Source organism: Achromobacter sp. CF-sbj1-Ac2-l, from assembly GCF_052698165.1.
Genome location: NZ_CP199855.1, coordinates 3,544,415 through 3,562,706 on the forward strand (window position 1 = coordinate 3,544,415; position 18,292 = coordinate 3,562,706).

General features: G+C 67.6%; 20 protein-coding genes. 11 read left to right on the top strand and 9 right to left on the bottom strand.

All coding sequences use genetic code 11. The features are described 5' to 3' along the window. Positions 1–108 precede the first annotated feature (108 nt). Entirely contained in the window at positions 109–942 is an 834-nt protein-coding gene (locus ACUDCK_RS16085; RefSeq protein ID WP_175166870.1) for an AraC family transcriptional regulator, read from the top strand. A gap of 44 nt (positions 943–986) precedes the next feature. Here ACUDCK_RS16085 and ACUDCK_RS16090 read toward each other — a convergent pair whose 3' ends face one another. The 3 genes from ACUDCK_RS16090 to ACUDCK_RS16100 form a co-directional block, all read right to left on the bottom strand. Beyond that, positions 987–1,775, bottom strand: a complete 789-nt coding sequence (locus ACUDCK_RS16090) for an SDR family NAD(P)-dependent oxidoreductase (RefSeq protein ID WP_445659244.1) — start codon at positions 1,773–1,775, stop codon at positions 987–989. Positions 1,776–1,827: 52 nt separating this feature from the next. Further along, positions 1,828–3,021, bottom strand: coding sequence for an arabinose transporter (locus tag ACUDCK_RS16095; RefSeq protein WP_175166869.1), 1,194 nt, complete (start codon positions 3,019–3,021; stop codon positions 1,828–1,830). Positions 3,022–3,086: 65 nt separating this feature from the next. Further along, positions 3,087–4,412: an amidohydrolase family protein gene (locus ACUDCK_RS16100; protein ID WP_175166868.1), complete on the bottom strand. Its 1,326-nt coding sequence runs from the start codon at positions 4,410–4,412 to the stop codon at positions 3,087–3,089. 175 nt (positions 4,413–4,587) lie between these two features. Between ACUDCK_RS16100 and ACUDCK_RS16105 the strand changes: the two genes are divergently transcribed. Further along, a complete protein-coding gene (locus ACUDCK_RS16105) occupies positions 4,588–5,493 on the top strand; it encodes a LysR family transcriptional regulator (RefSeq protein WP_054502333.1) in 906 nt (301 codons plus the stop codon). A 42-nt stretch (positions 5,494–5,535) separates the two neighbouring features. On the opposite strand, the gene ACUDCK_RS16110 is transcribed toward ACUDCK_RS16105, so the two are convergent. Next, complete coding sequence (locus tag ACUDCK_RS16110) at positions 5,536–6,510, bottom strand: alpha/beta fold hydrolase (protein WP_054502332.1); 975 nt, start codon at positions 6,508–6,510, stop codon at positions 5,536–5,538. A gap of 87 nt (positions 6,511–6,597) precedes the next feature. Here ACUDCK_RS16110 and ACUDCK_RS16115 point away from each other — a divergent pair, with 87 nt between their 5' ends. Next, on the top strand, positions 6,598–7,035 hold the full coding sequence (locus tag ACUDCK_RS16115; protein ID WP_175166867.1) for an RrF2 family transcriptional regulator: 438 nt from the start codon (positions 6,598–6,600) through the stop codon (positions 7,033–7,035). Here the strand turns inward: ACUDCK_RS16115 and ACUDCK_RS16120 are convergent. Next, positions 6,982–8,001 carry an AraC family transcriptional regulator gene (locus tag ACUDCK_RS16120; protein ID WP_175166866.1) on the bottom strand — a complete coding sequence of 340 codons (1,020 nt, stop codon included), beginning with the start codon at positions 7,999–8,001 and terminating at the stop codon, positions 6,982–6,984. The two genes, ACUDCK_RS16115 and ACUDCK_RS16120, sit on opposite strands and share 54 nt — an antisense overlap. A gap of 73 nt (positions 8,002–8,074) precedes the next feature. On the opposite strand from ACUDCK_RS16120, the gene ACUDCK_RS16125 reads away from it, so the two are divergent. Then, positions 8,075–8,911 (top strand): SDR family oxidoreductase, encoded by an 837-nt coding sequence (locus tag ACUDCK_RS16125; protein WP_175166865.1) that lies wholly within the window; start codon positions 8,075–8,077, stop codon positions 8,909–8,911. Between the two features lie 20 nt (positions 8,912–8,931). Here ACUDCK_RS16125 and ACUDCK_RS16130 read toward each other — a convergent pair whose 3' ends face one another. Further along, on the bottom strand, positions 8,932–9,786 hold the full coding sequence (locus tag ACUDCK_RS16130) for an SDR family oxidoreductase (protein WP_175166864.1): 855 nt from the start codon (positions 9,784–9,786) through the stop codon (positions 8,932–8,934). A gap of 169 nt (positions 9,787–9,955) precedes the next feature. On the opposite strand from ACUDCK_RS16130, the gene ACUDCK_RS16135 reads away from it, so the two are divergent. Beyond that, positions 9,956–10,894 carry an AraC family transcriptional regulator gene (locus ACUDCK_RS16135; RefSeq protein WP_054502328.1) on the top strand — a complete coding sequence of 313 codons (939 nt, stop codon included), beginning with the start codon at positions 9,956–9,958 and terminating at the stop codon, positions 10,892–10,894. Between the two features lie 5 nt (positions 10,895–10,899). On the opposite strand, the gene ACUDCK_RS16140 is transcribed toward ACUDCK_RS16135, so the two are convergent. Genes ACUDCK_RS16140 through ACUDCK_RS16150 form a run of 3 tightly spaced genes read right to left on the bottom strand, consistent with a single transcriptional unit; the run spans position 10,900 to position 13,736 of the window. Continuing rightward, positions 10,900–12,108 (bottom strand): hypothetical protein, encoded by a 1,209-nt coding sequence (locus tag ACUDCK_RS16140; protein ID WP_175166863.1) that lies wholly within the window; start codon positions 12,106–12,108, stop codon positions 10,900–10,902. 54 nt (positions 12,109–12,162) lie between these two features. Beyond that, positions 12,163–13,176: a hypothetical protein gene (locus ACUDCK_RS16145; protein ID WP_144657792.1), complete on the bottom strand. Its 1,014-nt coding sequence runs from the start codon at positions 13,174–13,176 to the stop codon at positions 12,163–12,165. 2 nt (positions 13,177–13,178) lie between these two features. After that, entirely contained in the window at positions 13,179–13,736 is a 558-nt protein-coding gene (locus ACUDCK_RS16150) for a hypothetical protein (protein ID WP_231133086.1), read from the bottom strand. Positions 13,737–13,932: 196 nt separating this feature from the next. Here ACUDCK_RS16150 and ACUDCK_RS16155 point away from each other — a divergent pair, with 196 nt between their 5' ends. The 6 genes from ACUDCK_RS16155 (at position 13,933) to ACUDCK_RS16180 (ending at position 18,284) form a co-directional block, all read left to right on the top strand. Beyond that, positions 13,933–14,379: a MarR family winged helix-turn-helix transcriptional regulator gene (locus tag ACUDCK_RS16155; protein WP_054415657.1), complete on the top strand. Its 447-nt coding sequence runs from the start codon at positions 13,933–13,935 to the stop codon at positions 14,377–14,379. Between the two features lie 85 nt (positions 14,380–14,464). Continuing rightward, positions 14,465–15,004 carry a YybH family protein gene (locus ACUDCK_RS16160; RefSeq protein WP_244976832.1) on the top strand — a complete coding sequence of 180 codons (540 nt, stop codon included), beginning with the start codon at positions 14,465–14,467 and terminating at the stop codon, positions 15,002–15,004. Between the two features lie 22 nt (positions 15,005–15,026). Then, entirely contained in the window at positions 15,027–15,995 is a 969-nt protein-coding gene (locus tag ACUDCK_RS16165) for a quinone oxidoreductase family protein (RefSeq protein WP_175166862.1), read from the top strand. Positions 15,996–16,008: 13 nt separating this feature from the next. Beyond that, positions 16,009–16,896 carry an SMP-30/gluconolactonase/LRE family protein gene (locus ACUDCK_RS16170; protein WP_081273685.1) on the top strand — a complete coding sequence of 296 codons (888 nt, stop codon included), beginning with the start codon at positions 16,009–16,011 and terminating at the stop codon, positions 16,894–16,896. Between the two features lie 31 nt (positions 16,897–16,927). Then, positions 16,928–17,230, top strand: coding sequence for an ArsR/SmtB family transcription factor (locus tag ACUDCK_RS16175; protein WP_054415662.1), 303 nt, complete (start codon positions 16,928–16,930; stop codon positions 17,228–17,230). A 79-nt stretch (positions 17,231–17,309) separates the two neighbouring features. Continuing rightward, positions 17,310–18,284, top strand: coding sequence for a zinc-dependent alcohol dehydrogenase family protein (locus tag ACUDCK_RS16180; protein WP_064528824.1), 975 nt, complete (start codon positions 17,310–17,312; stop codon positions 18,282–18,284). Positions 18,285–18,292 lie beyond the last annotated feature (8 nt).

Below are 18,292 nucleotides of genomic sequence, written 5' to 3' on the forward strand. Positions count from 1 at the left end.
GGCGGATCGCACCGCCGTGCCGCCATCGTAGGAAGCCCTGGATCTGGCAGCATTGGTAAACTGCGCCAACAAATTCCGAATTCCTGCCAATCCCGCGCAATCGCCGCCATGCCCGTTCTGACCAACCTCGACGACGCCCCGGAATGGACCGATCCCGACCTGGTGCCGCGCCCCGTCGTGACCATGGGCGCCGCCGGCATCGACGTGGCCAGTCTGGACCTGCACGGATTGGATCGGCTCGAAAAGGACTTCCATCGCCATCGCAAGGCGCAACTGATGCTGTTGCTGCGCGGCGTGCTCACGTGCGAGCTCGAAGGCGCCCTGTGGCTGGTCCCCCCGCAAAGCGCGCTGTGGGTGCCGGGCGATGTGCTGCACAAGATCACCGCCGCCGGCACCATCGAGGTCTACGTCGCCTTCGTCGAACCCGCGGTCGCCGCCGACCTGCCCGCCACCTGCTGCGCGGTGTCGACCACGGCGCTGCTGCGCGAACTGGTGATCCGCTCCGCGCAACTGCCGCTGCTGTACCCGGAAGATGGCCCCGCCATGCACCTGGTCTGCCTGCTGCTGCATGAATTGGCATACGCCCCGCTGGGCACCCTGCACCTGCCGATGCCGTCCGATCCCCGCCTGCGCAAGATCGCGCAGCTCATCATGGAGCATCCCGCCGACCGCGGCACCATGCAGAGCTGGGCGCGGCGCGTGGGCCTGAGCGAGCGCACCCTGGCGCGGCTGCTCACGCAGCAGACCGGCATGAGCTTCGGCCGCTGGCGCCAGCAATTGCATCTGATGCTGGCGGTGAAATGGCTCGGCACCGGCGCGTCGGTGCAACAGGTGGCCGATGAACTGGGCTATGAAAGCGCCGGCGGCTTTGTCACGATGTTCCGCAAGGCGCTGGGGACGTCGCCCGCACGCTACATGGCGCAACGGCGCGCGGCGGGCTGAGCCCCGGCGTACGGATTGCGCGCGCCGCGCCAGCTAATGATGCTTCAAACCCGGACGGGGTCTGGCGGTGGCAACTCCACCCCCGACAAGGCAGCGCATTGCGCCAGAAGCTCGTCCTGCAACGCGAGATCCAGCGCCTGAGGATTCGCCGCCTTGCGTTTCAGATGGTAGAAGTACGCCCCGGTCACATCGGCCCGGCGGTCCTCCCCCGCGGCCAGCCAAGCCTGGGTGCGGTGCGCCTGGTCCAGATCATCCGGCGCGCCCGGACCTCCCATCCGTGTCGGCACCCACCCCGGCTCCAGGGCGTTGGCGTAGACCTGCGGCCAGCGCCGCGCCACCGCGAAAGCCAGCATGGCATCGTGCAGTTTGCTTTCGGCGTACGCCTCGGAGCCATTCCAGCGCCGCGCGCGCCACAGCAGATCCGACAGATTGGCGTCGGCGTGGTGATGCATGCCGGAGCTGAGGTACACCAGCCGCCGCGGACGCTCGATCAGCGCCGTCAGCAGATAGGCGGAAAGCGTGTTGACCGCGAACGCGTGTGGCACGCCATCGGACGTCAGGCGATGGCGCTCGCGATAGCCGACCGCGGCGTTGTGGATCACCGCGTCGAAGCGGCCCAGCGCGTTCACCCGCGCGGCCACTTCGCGGGCGCCAGCGATGGTCTCCAAATCGCCGACCACCACCTGTTCCGCCGCCGGCAGCGCCCGACGAACATCGTCGGCGCGCGACGCGCTGCGGGCATGCAGCACCACCCGATGCCCTTGCTGCACCAGTAATTCCGCGGCCATCAGGCCCAGGCCGGCTGACGAGCCGGAAATGAAAATGCGAGACATGGTTTGCTCCTGGAAAATGCCGGCGCCCGCCAGGCGGCGCCGACCATGAAATTCAAGCCTGCGAAGGACGCAGGGCCAGCGCCAGCGCCGCGCCCAGCAATGCACATCCGGCGCCGAACTCGTACACGGCTGCATAGCCGAAATGGCCGGCGATGACGCCCGCCGCCGGCCCCGCCAGGCCATAGGCGATATCGAGAAAGGCCACGAACGCGCCCATCGCGCTGCCCCGGTTGGCCGGCGGCACGCGTTTGAGTGCCTCGACGCCAAGCGCCGGGAACACCAGCGCGCAGCCCAGCCCCGTGACCATCGCCCCGGCCAGGGCCACGCCCGCATTGGGCGCGAACCAGAGCAGCGCCTGCCCGATCGCCTCGACCGCCAGCGACCACGCCGCCACCCGGTAGCCGCCCAGACGGTCCGGCAAATGCCCCAGCAACATCCGCACGGCGATGAAACCGGCGCCGAACGCCGTCATCACCCACCCTGCGCTGTCCCATTGGCGCGCGGCGAAATACAGCGACGCGAACGCCGTCAGGCCCGACAGCCCGACGCCTTGCAGCATCAACCCCAGCCCCTCGCGCCAGATGCGGCCGACGACGCGATGAAACGGCAGCCGCGCGCCGCGGGGCGACGGGTATGACGCGGTCCCCAACGCAATCACCGTGGCCAGCAGCGGCGCGGCGATGCAGGCCGCCATCGACGCCGCCAACCCATAACGCTGATACATCGCCATGCCCATCGGCGCCCCGATAGACAGCGCCGCGAACATGGCGATACCGGTCCAAGACATCGACAGCCCCGCGCGCTGCGGCCCCACCGACGCGATCGACCACGACACGCAGCCCGTCACGAACTGGCTTTCGCCCAGACCCGCCGCCAACCGGCCGGCCACGATGACGCCCAGGCTGGCGGCGGGCGACAGGCCAGGCAGGGCGGCAACGAGATACAGCAGTCCGGCCACGGCCATCACCAGCGCGCCCTGCAGCGCCGAACGCCTGCCGCCCTGCTGGTCGGTCACCCTGCCCGCGTAGCCGCGGGTCAATACCGTGACCAGGAACTGAATGCCGATCACCAGCCCCACGACCAGATTGCTGAATCCCAGATGCGCGTGCACGAACAGCGGGATGACCGGCAGCGGCAGGCCGACAGCCAGATAGCCGCAGAACAGCGCGGCAATGATGCCCGGCGCCGGGCGGGACAAGGACGCGGGATCGCCCCGCGAGGCGCGCGTCGAGGCAAAAGCTGACATGGCAGCCTCCTTTGCGAAATGGATGAAAGAAACCGGCGGCCCGGCGCGCCGGGCCGCCCGCGCCGTTATGCCGCGGCGCCGAACAGCGCGTTGCGGTAGCCGCTGGCCTGGATCAGGTAGTCGCGCGACGCCGTGACCTCGGCATTCAACTTCGCCAGGTCGACACCCAGCAGCCGTCCCGCGCGCTTGCGCAGTTCGCCGGCCACCATCACCGTATCGACATCGGCGCGCTCCACCGCCTGCACGATCGTGCCGATCGCGTTGCTCACCGGGAACACCGCCACGCCCTGGGTGCGGACCATGATGATGTCGGCCTGCCTGCCCGGCGTCAGCGTGCCGACCTGGTCCTCCAGCCCCGCCGCGCGCGCGCCGTTCACTGTCGCCGCGCGCAGCACCGCTTCCACCGAGATCGGCGCCGGCACATCGGCTTCGCCACGGAAACGCCGGTAGCGCATCGCCGAACGCTGCTGGCCGAACAGCGCGTGCATCTCGCCGAACATGTCGCTGCCGAACGCCGTGTCCAGATCGATCCCCAGCGCCGGCGCCAGGCCGTGATCCACCGCCTGCTGGTACGCGAACGTGTCGTCGTCGAAACCGAACAGCGCATCCGAGCGCGGATTGATCGTGATGTTCACGCCGGCATCCGCCAGCAGCTTCCACGTTTCCCGCGGCAGGCGGGTGCAGTGGTTGAAGATGTTGTGCGGCCCCAGGACGTCCGGCTGCGCGAACTCGGGCGACAGCTTGGCCAGGTCGCCGATGAACTCGGTCAGGATGCGCATGTCCAGCTCGCGCGCGGCCTGCCACCATCCCAGGTTGAGCTGCCCGAACAGGCCCACCCGCACCCGGCTGCCGGGGTCGTTCCAGGCGTGCGCCAGGCGCCCCAGATCTCCCGGCAGATGGGCGTTGGACGCGCGCTTGTCCATCGCCGGCCCCACCATGTGCAGCGCGCGGATGCCGGTTTCCGCCAAGGCGTCGAGCGCCGCGTCGGTATGCTCGGGGCTGCGCGAACTGTGGCAGGCATCGATCACCGTGGTGATGCCCGCGTCCAACAACGCGGCAGCCGTCAGCCGGGTGCTCAGATACATGTCCAGCGGGCGGTAGTGCGCGCCCAGTTGTTCCGCCACCACGTCGATATAGGCGAACAGATCGTCCACGTTGGGCAGCATGCGGCGCATCGCGCCCAGCCACATGTGGTGATGGGCATCGATGAGGCCCGGCATGACGATATGGCCGGTGGCGTCGATGACCTGTGCGTCATCGGCCGGCAGCGCCGGCCCGACCGCGACGATGCGGTCGCCTTCGACCAGGACGTCGCCGGTGGCGAGATTGGGAACCTTGGCGTCCAGCGTCAGGACGGTGCCGCCTTGGAAAAGCGTGCGAGTTGCAGTCATGGAGAGCTCCGTGGAAATGGGATGAACCAGTCGGCGCGGCCGCGATTGCCGGGACATTCTTGCGAAAATCCGCGCTTCGCGCCGTCACGGATGCCACGATAGGTTGCGCTGGATCTTTGATAAAGGTAGATTCGATCAAATCATTTGTGCAAAAAATCAAAGATCGGGGATATCCATGAGCTTCGACGGACGACTGCTGTCCGGAATGAGCGTGCTGGCCGCCGTAGTCGAGGCCGGCAGCTTCAGCCGCGCGGGCGACGTCCTGGGCCTGTCGGCCTCGGGCGTCAGCCGCTCGATCTCGCGGCTGGAAGAACGGCTGGGCGTTCGCCTGCTCGACCGCACCACCCGCACCCTGCATCTGACCAGTGACGGCGCCAACCTGTACGAGCGCGCCGCGCCCCACCTGGCGGGCATCGAGGAGGCCGCCAGCTACGTCTCTGGCGCCTCGGTCACCGTGCGCGGCACCCTGCGGGTCAGTCTCAATCCCATCTTCGCCCGCCACGTGCTGGCGCCGAATCTGCCGCTGCTGCGCCAGCGCCATCCCGGCCTGGAATTGATGGTGGTGCAGGCGCCTGATATCGGCGACCTGGTGACTGAAGGCATTGACGTGGCGGTGCGCTTCGGCCCGCAACCGCCGTCCACCATGACATCACGCCTGCTGCTGCAGACGCGCGTCCTGACGGTGGCGTCGCCCGCGTACCTGGCGCGCCACGGCCGGCCCAAGCGACCCGAGAAACTGGCCGAGCACGATTGCATCCAATACATCGACCCGCGCCGCGGCCGACCTTTCGGCTGGGAGTTTCATCGCGGGCGGGAAGTGTTGCGGGTGGACACCCGGGGGCCGCTGACGACGACAGACGTGGACCTGATGGTGCAGGCGTGCCTGAACGGCGCCGGCGTGGCGCAGGTGCTGGCGCTGAACGTGCGCGAGCTGCTGGCCGACAGGAAGCTGGTCGAACTGTTTCCGGAATGGAACGGCGAGACGTATCCGCTGTATGTCACCCGGCCGTCGCGGCGCCTGGCGCCGGCGGCGGTGGAGGCGTTCCTGGATTTCTGTTCAGAGATCTGCGCCGGTCTCTAAGCGGCAGGAGGGTCCAGCGGCAAGGCGTCTACCCACGACGCCTCACAGCCCGCGCAAAAACCCGATCAACGCCGCGTTGACGGCATCCGGCGCCTCTTGCGGCAACCAATGCCCGGCGCCGGCAATCACCTGGGAGCCGCGCAGATCGGGCACGAGCCGCGGCATCGCCTCGATGATCTGGCGCATGCCGGGAATGGCCAGTCCCGTGTCGTACTCGCCCGCCAGGTACAGCGCCGGCACCTCGATAAGCAGCCCAGCGAAAGCGGCCTGGTCCCGCCAGTTGCGGTCCAGGTTCCGGTAGTAATTCAAGCCGCCGCGAAATCCCGATTTGGCAAACGCCCGCGCGAACTGCGCCAGGTCTGCCGTGGAAAGCCACGCGGGCAGCGCGGCCGGGTCGGGCAACACATCCAGCAGCCCGCCGCCGCGCGGCACCATGCCGAAGGGATTGGGCGTCGTCGCATCGCGCGGCCCCAACGCGCCCGACGCGCAGACATAGATCTTGCGCAACGTGGCCTCGGCATCCCGCTCGAATGCCGTTTCGGCCAGGCCCGGTTCGGAAAAGTAATGCGTGTAGAACCACGCCTGCTCATTCTGCGGGAACAGAAGGCTCGGCGCCATCGGCGCGCGTCCCATCATCGGCACCCCGAGCGCCGCCACGGCCCGGAACCGATCCGGGCGCAACTGCGCCGCCTGCCAGGCAATCGACGCGCCCCAGTCGTTGCCGACCAGCACCGCCTGGCGCTGGCCCAGCGCGTCCGCCAGCCCGACCAGATCGCCGATCACATCGAGCGCCGAATAGTGCGCGATGTCCGGCGGACAGTCGCTGTCGCCATAGCCGCGCAGATCCGGCGCGACCGCGTGAAACCCCGCCTGTCCCAGCGCGTCGAGTTGATGGCGCCACGCATGCGACGTCTCCGGAAAGCCATGGCAGAGGATGACCAGCGGCCCCTCGCCCTGCTCCCTCACATGGAGGCGGATACCGTTGGTCTCGATGAAGCGTTGGCGGGCTGCGGGCATGTCGGCTCTGGATAAAGGCGTGAGATGGCACAAATGTTCGCCAAAAGAGTAACATTAAAAGTTGCACATTTCCACGACCCCGAATCCATGCAACGAGACACCCGCCTCGCCCGCCTGCTGCACGTCCTGGTCCACATGCACCTGCGCGGCGGCACGACCACGTCGCAGACCATCGCGCTGATGCTGCACACCAATCCCGTGGTCGTGCGCCGCACGATGGGCGCGCTGCGCGACGCGGGTTTCGTCACCTCCACCGGCGGCCCGGGCGGCGGGTGGACGCTGGCCCGCGATCTGGACTCCCTGACGGTGCGGGACGTGTGCGAGGCCATCGCGCACACCACCCTGTTCGCGGTCGGCCCGGCGCAGGACAATGACGCCTGCCCGGTGGAAGCCGCCGTGAACCGGCGCATCAACGCCGCGCTGGCGGCGGCCGAAGCGGCGCTGATGACGGCGTTCGGGGAGGTTCCGCTGTCAGAGATCGCGGGGGAAATCAGGGCGCCGGCGGCGCGCGGGCGGTCGCGGTGACACGGGTCGCGACGGTGGCGCGTCCCCGGGCGCATCCTTCCTTGCGAACACGCTCGGCGATAGCCCCACCGAGCGGCTGAACGCCGCGCTGAAGGCGCTCGCGGACTGGTAGCCGATTGCATGCGCGACCTCTCCCAGGGACAAGCCGTCATGGCGCAACATGTCCTTGGCCAGCGCCATGCGCCAGCGCAGCACATACTCCATTGGCGGAACGCCCAGGACTTGCATGAAACGGGCCGCGAACGCCGCGCGCGACATGCCGATCCGGCCCGCCAGTTCCTCGATGGTCCAACGGTGCGCGACGTCGCCATGGATCAGGCGCAACGCGGCCGCCATGCGCGGATGCGCCAGCCCGGCCAAGAGGCCGCCAGGAGGCGCCGCGCCGCCCGCGCGCGACGGATGCCAGCGCAACGCCTCGATCAGCATGATTTCGGCCAGGCGGGTGAGGATCGCATCGCCGCCAGGCCGCGGGTTCACGCTTTCCTCGCCAATCACGCCGGCTATCCAGCGCAACCGCTCCGCGCCGCGATCGCCCGATTTGATATGCACCACCCTCGGCAACCGTTCCAACAGCAACGGCGCATTCGCGGCATCGAACATGAAGAAACCGCCCAACATCCTGACGGCAGCCTCGTCGCGCGGCTCGCCGTGACGCACCTCCGCCACGGGCTCGGTCGTGGCCACGCGTATCGTCGGCGTCTTCAACGCCTCCGGGTCACTGCCCATCCTGAAGCCCGGCGTGGAAGGCAACAGCAGGTAGTCTCCCGCCTCGAACAGGAATGGCTCGGCGCCGTCGACCTGGAGCCAGCACGCGCCGGTCAGCATCAAGCCGAAACTGGGATGCCCGAAGTCGGGATATTGCACTGCCCACCGCCCCGCGCCACTGACGAACTTGGACAGAACGGTTTGTGGACGCAGCAAGGCCACGATGGCGCCCAGCGGGTCTGAATCAAGACGATCTCGCATGGTTTACAGATTATTCGCTATTCATCGTCTTGATCAACCGATCTACGATGGCCCTATCGAACAAGGAGCGACTATGAGGACCGCACTGATCACCGGCTGCTCGTCGGGCTACGGCAAGGCCACCGCCGACTATTTCGCCGCGCACGGATGGAACGTCATCGCGACCATGCGCCGCCCGGATCCGGAGATGTTCCGTTCCTCGGGGCCAGGGGCCGTGCGCGTCGTGCGAATGGACGTCACCGACGCGGACAGCATCGACCAGGCCATCGCCCAGGGGCTGGAGGCATTCGGCCAGATCGACGTCCTGGTCAACAACGCCGGCATCGGTTTGCTCTCGCCGCTGGAATCCACGCCCCTGGCAACCATACGCGAGGTCTTCGAAACCAATACCTTCGGCGTCATGCGTACGAGCCAGGCCGTCATCCCGCTGATGCGCGAACGAGGCCAGGGCACGATCATCAACGTCACGTCCAGCGTCTGTTTCGCGGGCATGCCACTGGTGGCCCCGTACGCGGCCAGCAAGTGGGCCATCGAAGGCTTCACGGAGGCCCTGTACTACGAATTGCATTCCGTAGGAGTGCGCGTGCGCCTGGTCGAACCCGGCTATGGCCCCAGCACCGCGTTCACCGCGAACGGCATGCCGCGCATGAGCGGGCTGGTCACCGCCCCTTATGAGGCGTATGCGGCCCAACTGTTCGCGCAACTGGGCGCGCCCGGCGTTGCCGTAACGACGCCCGAACAGGTTGCCGCGGCCATCCACGCCGCGGCAACGGAAGAGAGCGAGCAGCTGCGGTTTCCGGCCGGTCCCGACAGCGAGCATCTGGCGAACGCGCGCTGGCACAGCAGCGACGCCGAATTCCTGGCCGGCATGCAGGCAATGCTGCGCCTGCAACGCCAGCCCGCGCGCTGACATTGCCGGCGCGTCGCCGTTCAAGCAAAGTCCGTTCCCACCCCCGCCCGCTGGCGCCACGCATCGAAATCCCCCCGCACCGTCTCCAGCTTCTGCTCGGCCAGGTCATTGGCGATCTTGCCCACGAACAGATGCAGCGGCGGCGCGTCCAGGGCCGCGACCTCCTGGATCAGCAGGGCCAGCTTCTCGGGATCGCCGTCCTGCCGGCCGTTCATGCCTTCGCGGTGCAGGTCCAGCGAGGCCTGGGCCGCGGTGTAGTCGGCGATCTTGCGGCGCGCGATGACCAGGCTGTTGTCGTTCAGGAAGTCCGTGCGCACCGGGCCGGGGTACACCACGGTGGCCTTGACGCCGAATTCGGCGGTCTCCGCCGCCAGGGTCTCGGTCAGCCCGGCCAACGCGAACTTGGTCGCCACGTAGCAGCCCCAGCCCGCGTAGCCGCCGGCGAAGCCGGCGATCGAGGCGACGTTGAAGACGTGGCCGCTGCCCTGCCTGCGCAGGTGCGGCAGCGCATGGCGCAGCACGTGCAGCGGCGCGAACACGTTGACATCGAAGTTGTGGCGCACCTCGTCGTCGTCCAGCGCTTCCAGCGGGCCCTGCTGGCCGTAGCCCGCATTGTTGACCACGTAGTCGATGCGGCCAAAGGCGGCGATGGTCTTGTCGATGGCGGCCTGGACGCTGGCCTCGGACACCAGGTCCACTTCCAGCGCCAAGAGGCGCGGATGCTCTTCGCCCAGCGCCTTGTGCAGGCCGGCCAGCGTGCGCGAAGTGGCGGCCACGTAGTCGCCGCGCGCCAGCAACTGGCGGGCCAGCGACAGCCCGATGCCGCGCGCCGCGCCGGTGATGAACCAGATCTTGTTGGTTTGGATCGTCTGCATTTCCTGATCTCCTGAGGGGTTGGATTACAGGATCAAATGCTAGGCGCGGCGGCCCCGTCCCGATAGGCACAGGGCTATGGGATGATTGCCTATTCCTCTTTTTCGCCCTTTATTTATCGCGGATTCGGTGCAAAATGATGCCCAAGACTCTTAGCCAAGGCATTCCCCCATGACGGCACCGCATCCCGCCCGTGACACCATGTCCGCCCTGCTCGCCCAGCTCGCGCCGCACCAGGGCTACACCCGGTCCCAGCTCGACGGCGTGCGCTTCATGCGCGCCGACCACCCGCTGGGACGCACCCCGGTGCTGTACGAACCCTGCATCGTCATCGTCTGCCAGGGCAGCAAGCGCGGCTACCTGGGCGACAAGGTCTACCGCTACGACGCCCGCCATTACCTGGTGCTGTCGGTGCCGCTGCCGTTTTCCACCGAAACCGACGCCTCGCCCGAGGAACCGCTGCTGGCCATACAGATCCGGCTCGACCCGACCACGATCGCCGACCTGGTTCTCTCGCTGGACGGCCGCGAAGGCCAGACGCCGCCGGCGCCGGAAGGCATCACCTCCACGCCGCTGGACGATACGCTGGCGGACACCACGCTGCGGCTGCTGCGGGCGCTGGCCTCGCCGGTCGAAGCCCGCATCATCGGCCCGGGCATCGTGCGGGAATTGTGTTTTCGCGTGCTGGTCGGCGAACAAGGCGGCGCGATCCGCGCGGCGCTGGCCAGCCAGGGCAACTTCGGCCGCATCTCGCGGGTGCTGCAACGCATCCACGACGACTATGCGCAGCCCATGGAGGTCGCCACCCTGGCGCGCGAAGCGGGCCTGAGCGCCCCCGCCTTCCACGCCCATTTCAAGACCGTGGCGGGCACCTCGCCCATCCAGTACATCAAGTCCATCCGGCTGCACCAGGCCCGCCTGCTGATGATCCGCGACAATCTCACCGCCGCCGCGGCCGCCGGACGCGTCGGCTATGAAAGCGCGTCGCAGTTCAACCGCGAGTTCAAGCGCCTGTTCGGACGCAGCCCCGGCGAGGAAGCGCGCGAGATGAAGACCGTGTTTTCGCTATTGCCGGCCGCGCGGCTGGAGGGGCTGGCGGCCACGCATTGACGCCGTCAATAGTCCCGAACCGCATCGAACCAACGCAGCGCCTGCGCCTCCGTCACGCCCAGCTCGGCCAGCCGCGCGAGCTGGCTGAATTGCCACACGGCCTCGCCGATGTCTTCGCGTTCGGCGGTCTCGATGCCCTTCATCCCGTTGAAATGGCCGGCGAACGCCTGGATGGCCGACTGCGCCGCGTCGGCGTCACGGGCGCCCTGCAAGGCATCGAGGGCAATGTCATAGGCCGCGTTGGCCGACTTCGCCATGCGGCCGCTCCATCCTGAAAACGGCCGCCCATATTCGCTTTGCCACCACTGCGGCTTGCGCAGCTTGCTGACCGACGTATAGTCGGCCCACGCCCGGACCTTTTCCCGCGCCTTCAGTTGCGCCTTCAAGCGCTTGCCGGCGTCGTCATCGACGTTAAAGCCAATGAACCGTTCCAACAGCGGCCAGGTGTCCAGCGGCGGCAGGCCCGCCAGGTCCGGCGCGAAGCGGATCTCCAGGCTCTTCAGATGCGGCAGACGGGCCAGCGCGTCCCAGTCGGCAAAGCCGCCCCACAACGACAGGCGCTCCAACCCGGCAAAGCGCTCGATCCCCTGCAGCGATATTGGCTGCGCCAACGGCTCGCCGTACAGCGCCAGCGTCGTCACCGACCGCAGCATGCCCAGGTCGGGCAACCCATACGGCGCCTGGCTGGCGCGCCGGCCCAACGCGGGATGCAGCGACAGCATGTCCGGCGTCGCCCCCGTGACGGCGATCCGGGAAAGATCGCCCAGCAGGCCCAGCCGCAACCCGCCTGGCACCGTGATGTCCAGATGCCCCGCCACCGCATCGAGCCGGATCTGCAGCGTCTGGATATCGGCCGCGCGGGCGTCGATGCGGCGCGTGTCGGCAAACGCCGGCGCCCAGGTGAACTGTTCGATCGGACGCCGCTCGGACCAGCGCAGGAAGCCGCTGTCATTGCCGTGGTAGTAGAGGTGGCGCGGCCACGGCGACCCGGCCGGGGTGGCGAACGGATCGAACGCCGGCCAGTGAATCACGTCATCGAGCGCCACGCGCAGATCGGCCTTCGGGTCCACGCCGGCCGGCCCGATGACCAGGTCCCCCCGCCCCGCCTCCCTGACCAGCACATGGCTGTCGGGCCCGGTCAGGCCCAGCCGGAAACGGCCATCACGGGTCACCGACCCCGCAGGTTCGCCGGACACATCGATGGGTTCGGACACACCACACTCCCTTTCGTCAGCAAGATTCAGCACGCCTGCCGGGCTGGCAAGCGGTCACAACGTCATGGGGGGCTGCTCTTCGATCCGGAAAGACAGCTCCCTTTGCCCCAGCGCGCCGGCGTCCACGTATTCGAATTCCACGCGCTGCCCCGGCTGGGCGGCGGGCCCGAGATGGTCGACCCGATACATCACGCCGCCCACGCGGTAATTGTGGGCCAGCGACACCGTGAGCGAGTTCGGCGTGCGCAGGCGATACGTCACGGCCTCTTCCACCACCCCGCGCACGCCCTGCTTGTGACGCGCGCGCTTCAGGCGCGGACTGCGCATGCCCAGCGCCAGCCCCATCAGCGCCAGGACCGCCGCCAGCAGGATCACCGGCGGCACGAACAGGCTGACCGCCAGCGGCGCCAGCGCCGCCAGCAGGAAGAACTTGCGCACGCCCCGCTCTTCGCGTCTCACGTTCTCGCGATCGGCGTCGCTGATCTCCTCGAGCGACGTCCAGGCCTGCCCGCTCATCGGGTAATCCACCCGCAGCAACAGGCCCGGCGCATCCGGCAGCAACGGCAACACGTGCAGCCGCACCGGCAGATCCGTCAACGCCACGGCGTCGGCCGGCCGGGCGCCGCTGCGGGTATCGCTGGTGACCTCGTTCCAGAAAGGCAGCGCCACCTCTACCCGCTGTTCGCCAAACACGTAGCTGATGCCCGGCCTCTCGCCCGGCCCGAAGCCGGTCAGGTGTCCGGACACGATCTGCTTGGTCCCCCGCCCCTTGAGCGCGCGCGCGACGCTGCGCCAGGCGCGCGGCACCCGCAGCAACCGCCGCCCGAAGAACGCCACGCCCACGCCCGCGCCGACGGCCACCAGCAACACCATCACGCCATCGGCGCCGCGCAGCGAGCGCCATTCGGACACGGCCAAGACGCCGACCAGCAGGATCGTGCTGCCCAGCAGCAGGAACACGAGCAGGCAGGCTATCAGGGCCAGCGTCTTGCCGCGGGTGCATCGGCGCAGCAGCGCAATGTCGTCGCCCGTCAGCGGGGCCTCTTCGATCCGCAGGGCATCGCTCATGCTCAATACGTCGCGAACGGCACTTCCACCTTCAATGCCGCGCCAACCGAGGCCGGGCGCAGGCTGTAGGTGGTGACGCCGCCATCGTCGTCGGCCAGCGAAGCATCTTTGCGCGTCACGGTGTAGCGCTGGTCGCCAATCTCCAGTGCATCCCGCGCCGCCGCGCGGGCATCGGCCGGCACCAGCAAGCCGCCCCGCGCATCCGCGCCGCCGCCGAATTCGTGCCCGGCCAGCGCCCCTTCGACGCGCAGCAACTGCACGCGCGGCCGGTACGGCGCGGCGTCGAGGTTCCAACCGTTGGTCAGGTCGGTGATCCACGGGCCGGGAATGTCGTAGGTGCTTTCCAGCTCGGCCTCGGTGACCGCTTCGCCCTGCACCACCAGGCAGCACACCACCTTGCCGGCCTTGGCGTCGAAGGCCGCCCACTTGCTCGCCACCGGCGCGGCGGCGGGCAGCATCGAAAAATGGAATTGCTTGTCGAGCCGGGAATCGGAGACCTTGCGCCATGCGCCGACCTGCGGCTGCTGTGCGTGGACGATCGTGGACGCCAGAAGGGTCATGGCGAAAACGCTTGCTCGGAACAATGAAGGTGTCATCTGGCGCGGTATGGATAGGGGAGCGGACGCATCGACCCGCAATGCAATGTTGCGATAGTCTAAGGCACGCCGGGCTGGCGGCAGTCTCGCTGCCGCATGGTCTTTACAAATATACTTATATGCCCGTAATATTGCACCATCATCTGACCCGATCCGACCCATGAGCCAACAAGACCTCCCTCCCGGGGTTTGCAATAGCACCGCCATCCGCAAGGCCGCCCGTCACCTGGGCCGGTTTTACGACCAGTGCCTGGCCCAGGCGGACCTGCGCAACACGCAATACGCGATCCTGAATCTGCTCGCCACGCGGGGGCCGCTCACGATCGCCGAATTGGCCGAGCACCTGGTCACCGATCGCGCAACGATGGGACATAACCTGCGCCCTCTCGAGCGCGACGGGCTCATCCGCATATCCATAGGCAGGCAGGACCGCCGGGAAAGGGAAATCACCCTGACCGACGCCGGCGTGAAGATGGAAACCGCGGGCAGAAAGGCCTGGCAACGCGCCCAGCAACAGTTCGAGGCCGTATTCGGCAAAGAAGACGCGCTGGCGATGCGGCGCATCATGCACCGCATCACCACCCTGGACCTTTCGGTTCCAAGCTAATCCCCGTCCCGCCCCCTTCAGCCGCATTGCGTGACGCGCCCAGGTTCCGTCAATGCCTCCAAATATGGGCATATAAGGCTAAATCATGTTGAACCCCTCTCTCGCGATGCCGCAGGCCGCCTTGCGGCTGCACAAGATGAAGACGGCATTCACAATGGCGCTGCTCGGCGGCATGGCCAGCGCCATGCCGCTCGCCGCCCACGCCGGCGCCGGCGCCGCATTCACGCTCGCCGATCGGCAACAGGTGCAAGCGGTCTTTGAACAACAGGCCCGGGCGGCGACAGCCCACGACCTCGACGCCTTCAGCGCTGTTTTCGCCCCGTCCGGCGCCGAGGGCGACCCGGTGACGTTCGTCGCCCGGCCATACCAGTTCTGGGGCAAGGCCGAATTGATCGAACACTTCCGCGAGACGTTCAAGGGCATCTGGAAATTCGAGCCCGACCTGGCAAAGCTGCGCATCGTTCCCCTGACGCCGGATGTTGCCCAGCTCTACGCCCCGACCCGGATCACCTTGGGGCGCACCGCCGCCGACGCGCGCACGGCCGCCTACCTGGTCTACGAAGTGGCGGTACGCACACCGGCGGGCTGGCGCATCGGCTCGATCGTTCCCATTTCCGCGCAATAGCGATCCAGGAAGGAGATTCACCATGAAAGCAGCGGTCTATTATGAAAACGGCTCGCCTGACGTGTTCCGCTACGAAACAGTCGACGAACCGGCCTGCGGTCCCGATGACGTGCTGATCGGCATCGAGGCGATCTCCGTGGAAGGCGGCGACCTCATCAATCGCGAGATCCGCCCGTTGGCGCGGATTCCCCACATCGTGGGATACCAATGCGCCGGCACCATCCTGGACGTGGGCGCGCAGGTGCGCGACCGAAAACCCGGCGACCGCGTCGTCGCGGTATTGGGCTGGGGTTCCCATGCGCAACGCGTCGCCGCGCCGGCCGCGGACACCTGGCTGATCCCCGCGACGCTGGACACGGTAACCGCCGCCGCGGTACCCGTCGCCTGGGGAACCGCGCATGAATGCCTCTTTGCGGCAGGCGGCCTGGTCGCCGGCGAAACCGTATTGATACATGCCGGCGCCGGGGCGCTCGGATTGGCCGCCATTCAACTGGCGCATCGCGCCGGCGCGACGGTGTACGCCACGGCATCGGACGACGCGCGGCTGGCGCGGCTGAGCGCCTATGGCATGACGGCAGGCATCAACTATGCCAGCAGCGACTTTGTGGAGCAGATCTCCCGCCTCACGGCCGGGCGTGGCGTGGATGTCATCGTCGACAGCATCGCGGGCAGCACCCTGGCGCGCGGGGTCCGGGCGTTGGCCTACAAAGGCAGGCTGGTGACAGTGGGCGTGTCCGGGCGCGACCAGGAAAAACTCGATCCGGTAAGCCTCTGGCGCGGCAACCAGAGCCTGCACGGCGTTTTCTTCCCGACGCTCCTGGATCAAGAGCACGCGCGCGTGCACGCCAGCGTCCAGGCACTGCTGCAGCGCGTGGCCGCGGGGGAACTGCGCGTGGCGATCGACAAGACATTCCCCTTGAGCGATGCCCGCGCGGCGCATCGCCATGTGATGTCCCGGCAGGCCTTCGGCCGGGTCATCATGATCCCCTGACCGGAGCCCTTCCATGTCCAGACTTCTCACCAGCCTCTTGCTCGCCGCGACCCTGGCGAGCAGCGCCTGCGCCGAATCCACGGCAATCAATGTCGTCGCCGACGGCCTGGGCTTTCCAGAAGGCACCATTCTCGTGAACCAGACGCTGTATTTCGTGGACTACCAGGCCTCGACGGTAAACAAGCTCGACGCCACGGGCCACAAGGTGGTTGCCGCCCTGCCCGGCTGCGGCGCCAATGGGCTGGCGGCCGCCAACGGCACGCTGTGGGTGGCCTGCTACGACGGCGGCGTGATCGAGAACATTTCCCTCGATGGCAAGCGACTGGGCGCTGTCCGCCAGGCGCGATCGGGCGAACGATTCAACCGCCCCAACGACCTGATCGCCAACCGGCGGGGCGACCTCTATTTCACCGCGTCCGGAGAGCGGCCGGGCGAAGGCAAGGTCTTTTTCCTGCCCAAAGCAAGCGACGTCGCCGAGGAAGTGGCCAGCGGCCTCGACAATGCGAACGGCATCGCGCTCGCCGCCGATGAACAAACCCTGTATGTCGGCGAGAGCGGCACGGACAGCATCCTGCAATACCAGACGGCCGGCGACGGCACCTTGACTCATCCCCGTGTGTTCGCACGGCTCGACGCCCTGGCCCCGCCCTCGTCCAAGGGGCGGCATACGCCGGATGGCGTTCGCATCGGACCGGATGGATTGATGTACGTCGCCCTGTACAACGGCGGCGGCTATTGGGTGCTGGACCGTACAGGAGCGTTGCTGCAGGTGCGGGACATCCCCGGCGAGCACCACTCGAATCTGGCCGTTGCGACGGAACCGCCCGACATCTACGTGACAGCCCTTTCAGGTTCGATCGGCCGCATCTACCGGCTGGCGCGCGGTGACTCGCGATATTGACATATCGCGAAGTTCCGATATCATCCTTCCCATGGACCTGCTCGACGTCTTCAAAGCCCTCTCCAACCGCACGCGCCTTGAAATCCTGAAGGGTTTGAAGGACCCCGTGAACAGCTTCCCCCCGCAGGACGAGGGAGATGTGCATACGGTCGGCGTCTGCGTCAGCAGCATCCAGGAAGGCGTCGGGCTGTCGCAGTCCACGGTGTCCGACTACCTCGCCACGCTGCAACGCGCCGGCCTGGTCGAAGCCACCCGCATCGGCTCCTGGACGTATTACAAGCGCAACGAAGCCGCCATCAGCGCCCTGGCCGAGATCATCGGGAAAGAGCTGTAGGGTTCCGGCTTTGCTTTTTTTTGACCCATCAAATCGACATTTTGCGATATCCCGTTTTACCGAAATAAGGATCCCCTCCATGAAAGCCATCGTACTCACCGCCTTTGGCGGCCCCCACTCCTTGCAACTGCGCGACGTTCCCAAACCCGTTCCACAACCCGGCCAGGTCCTGGTACGCGTCCACGCCACCTCCATCAACCCGCTCGACTACCAGGTCCGCCGTGGCGATTACCCCGATCTGGTGCCCCTGCCCGCCATCACCGGCCACGACGTCTCCGGCGTGGTCGAAGCCGTCGGCCCGGGCGTGACGGCCTTCGCCCCCGGCGATGAAGTCTGGTACACCCCGCAGATCTTCGATGGCCCAGGCAGCTACGCCGAATACCACGTGGCCGCCGAGAACATCATCGGCAGGAAGCCCGCCTCGTTGAGCCACCTGGAAGCGGCCAGCCTGACGCTGGTCGGCGGCACCGCTTGGGAAGCCCTGGTGGTGCGCGCCGGGCTGCGCGTCGGCGAAAGCATCCTGATCCACGGCGGCGCCGGCGGCGTCGGCCATATCGCGATCCAGCTCGCGAAAGCCATCGGCGCCAGGGTCTACACAACCGTGCGCGAAGGCAATGTCGAATTCGTGCGCGGCCTGGGCGCCGACGTCGTCATCGACTACGAGAAGGAAGATTATGTCGACGCGATCCAGCGCGAGACCGGCGGAAGCGGCGTCGACGTCGTGTTCGACACCATCGGCGGCAACACGCTATCGCGCAGCCCCGACGTGCTGGCGCAACTCGGGCGCGTCGTTTCGATTGTCGATATCGCCCAGCCGCAGAATCTGATCCAGGCCTGGGGCAGGAACACCAGCTTCCACTTCGTGTTCACACGCCAGAATCGCGGCAAGCTGGATGAGCTGAGCGCGTTGGTCGAGCGTGGTCAACTGCGGCCGCACGTGGGCGCGGTGTATTCGCTTGCCGATATTCCGGCGGCGCATGCGCGGCTGGAGAGCGCGAATAATGGGTTGCGGGGGAAGATTGCGATTGCGGTGGCGGACCGGGCGGCTGCGTAAACCGCACC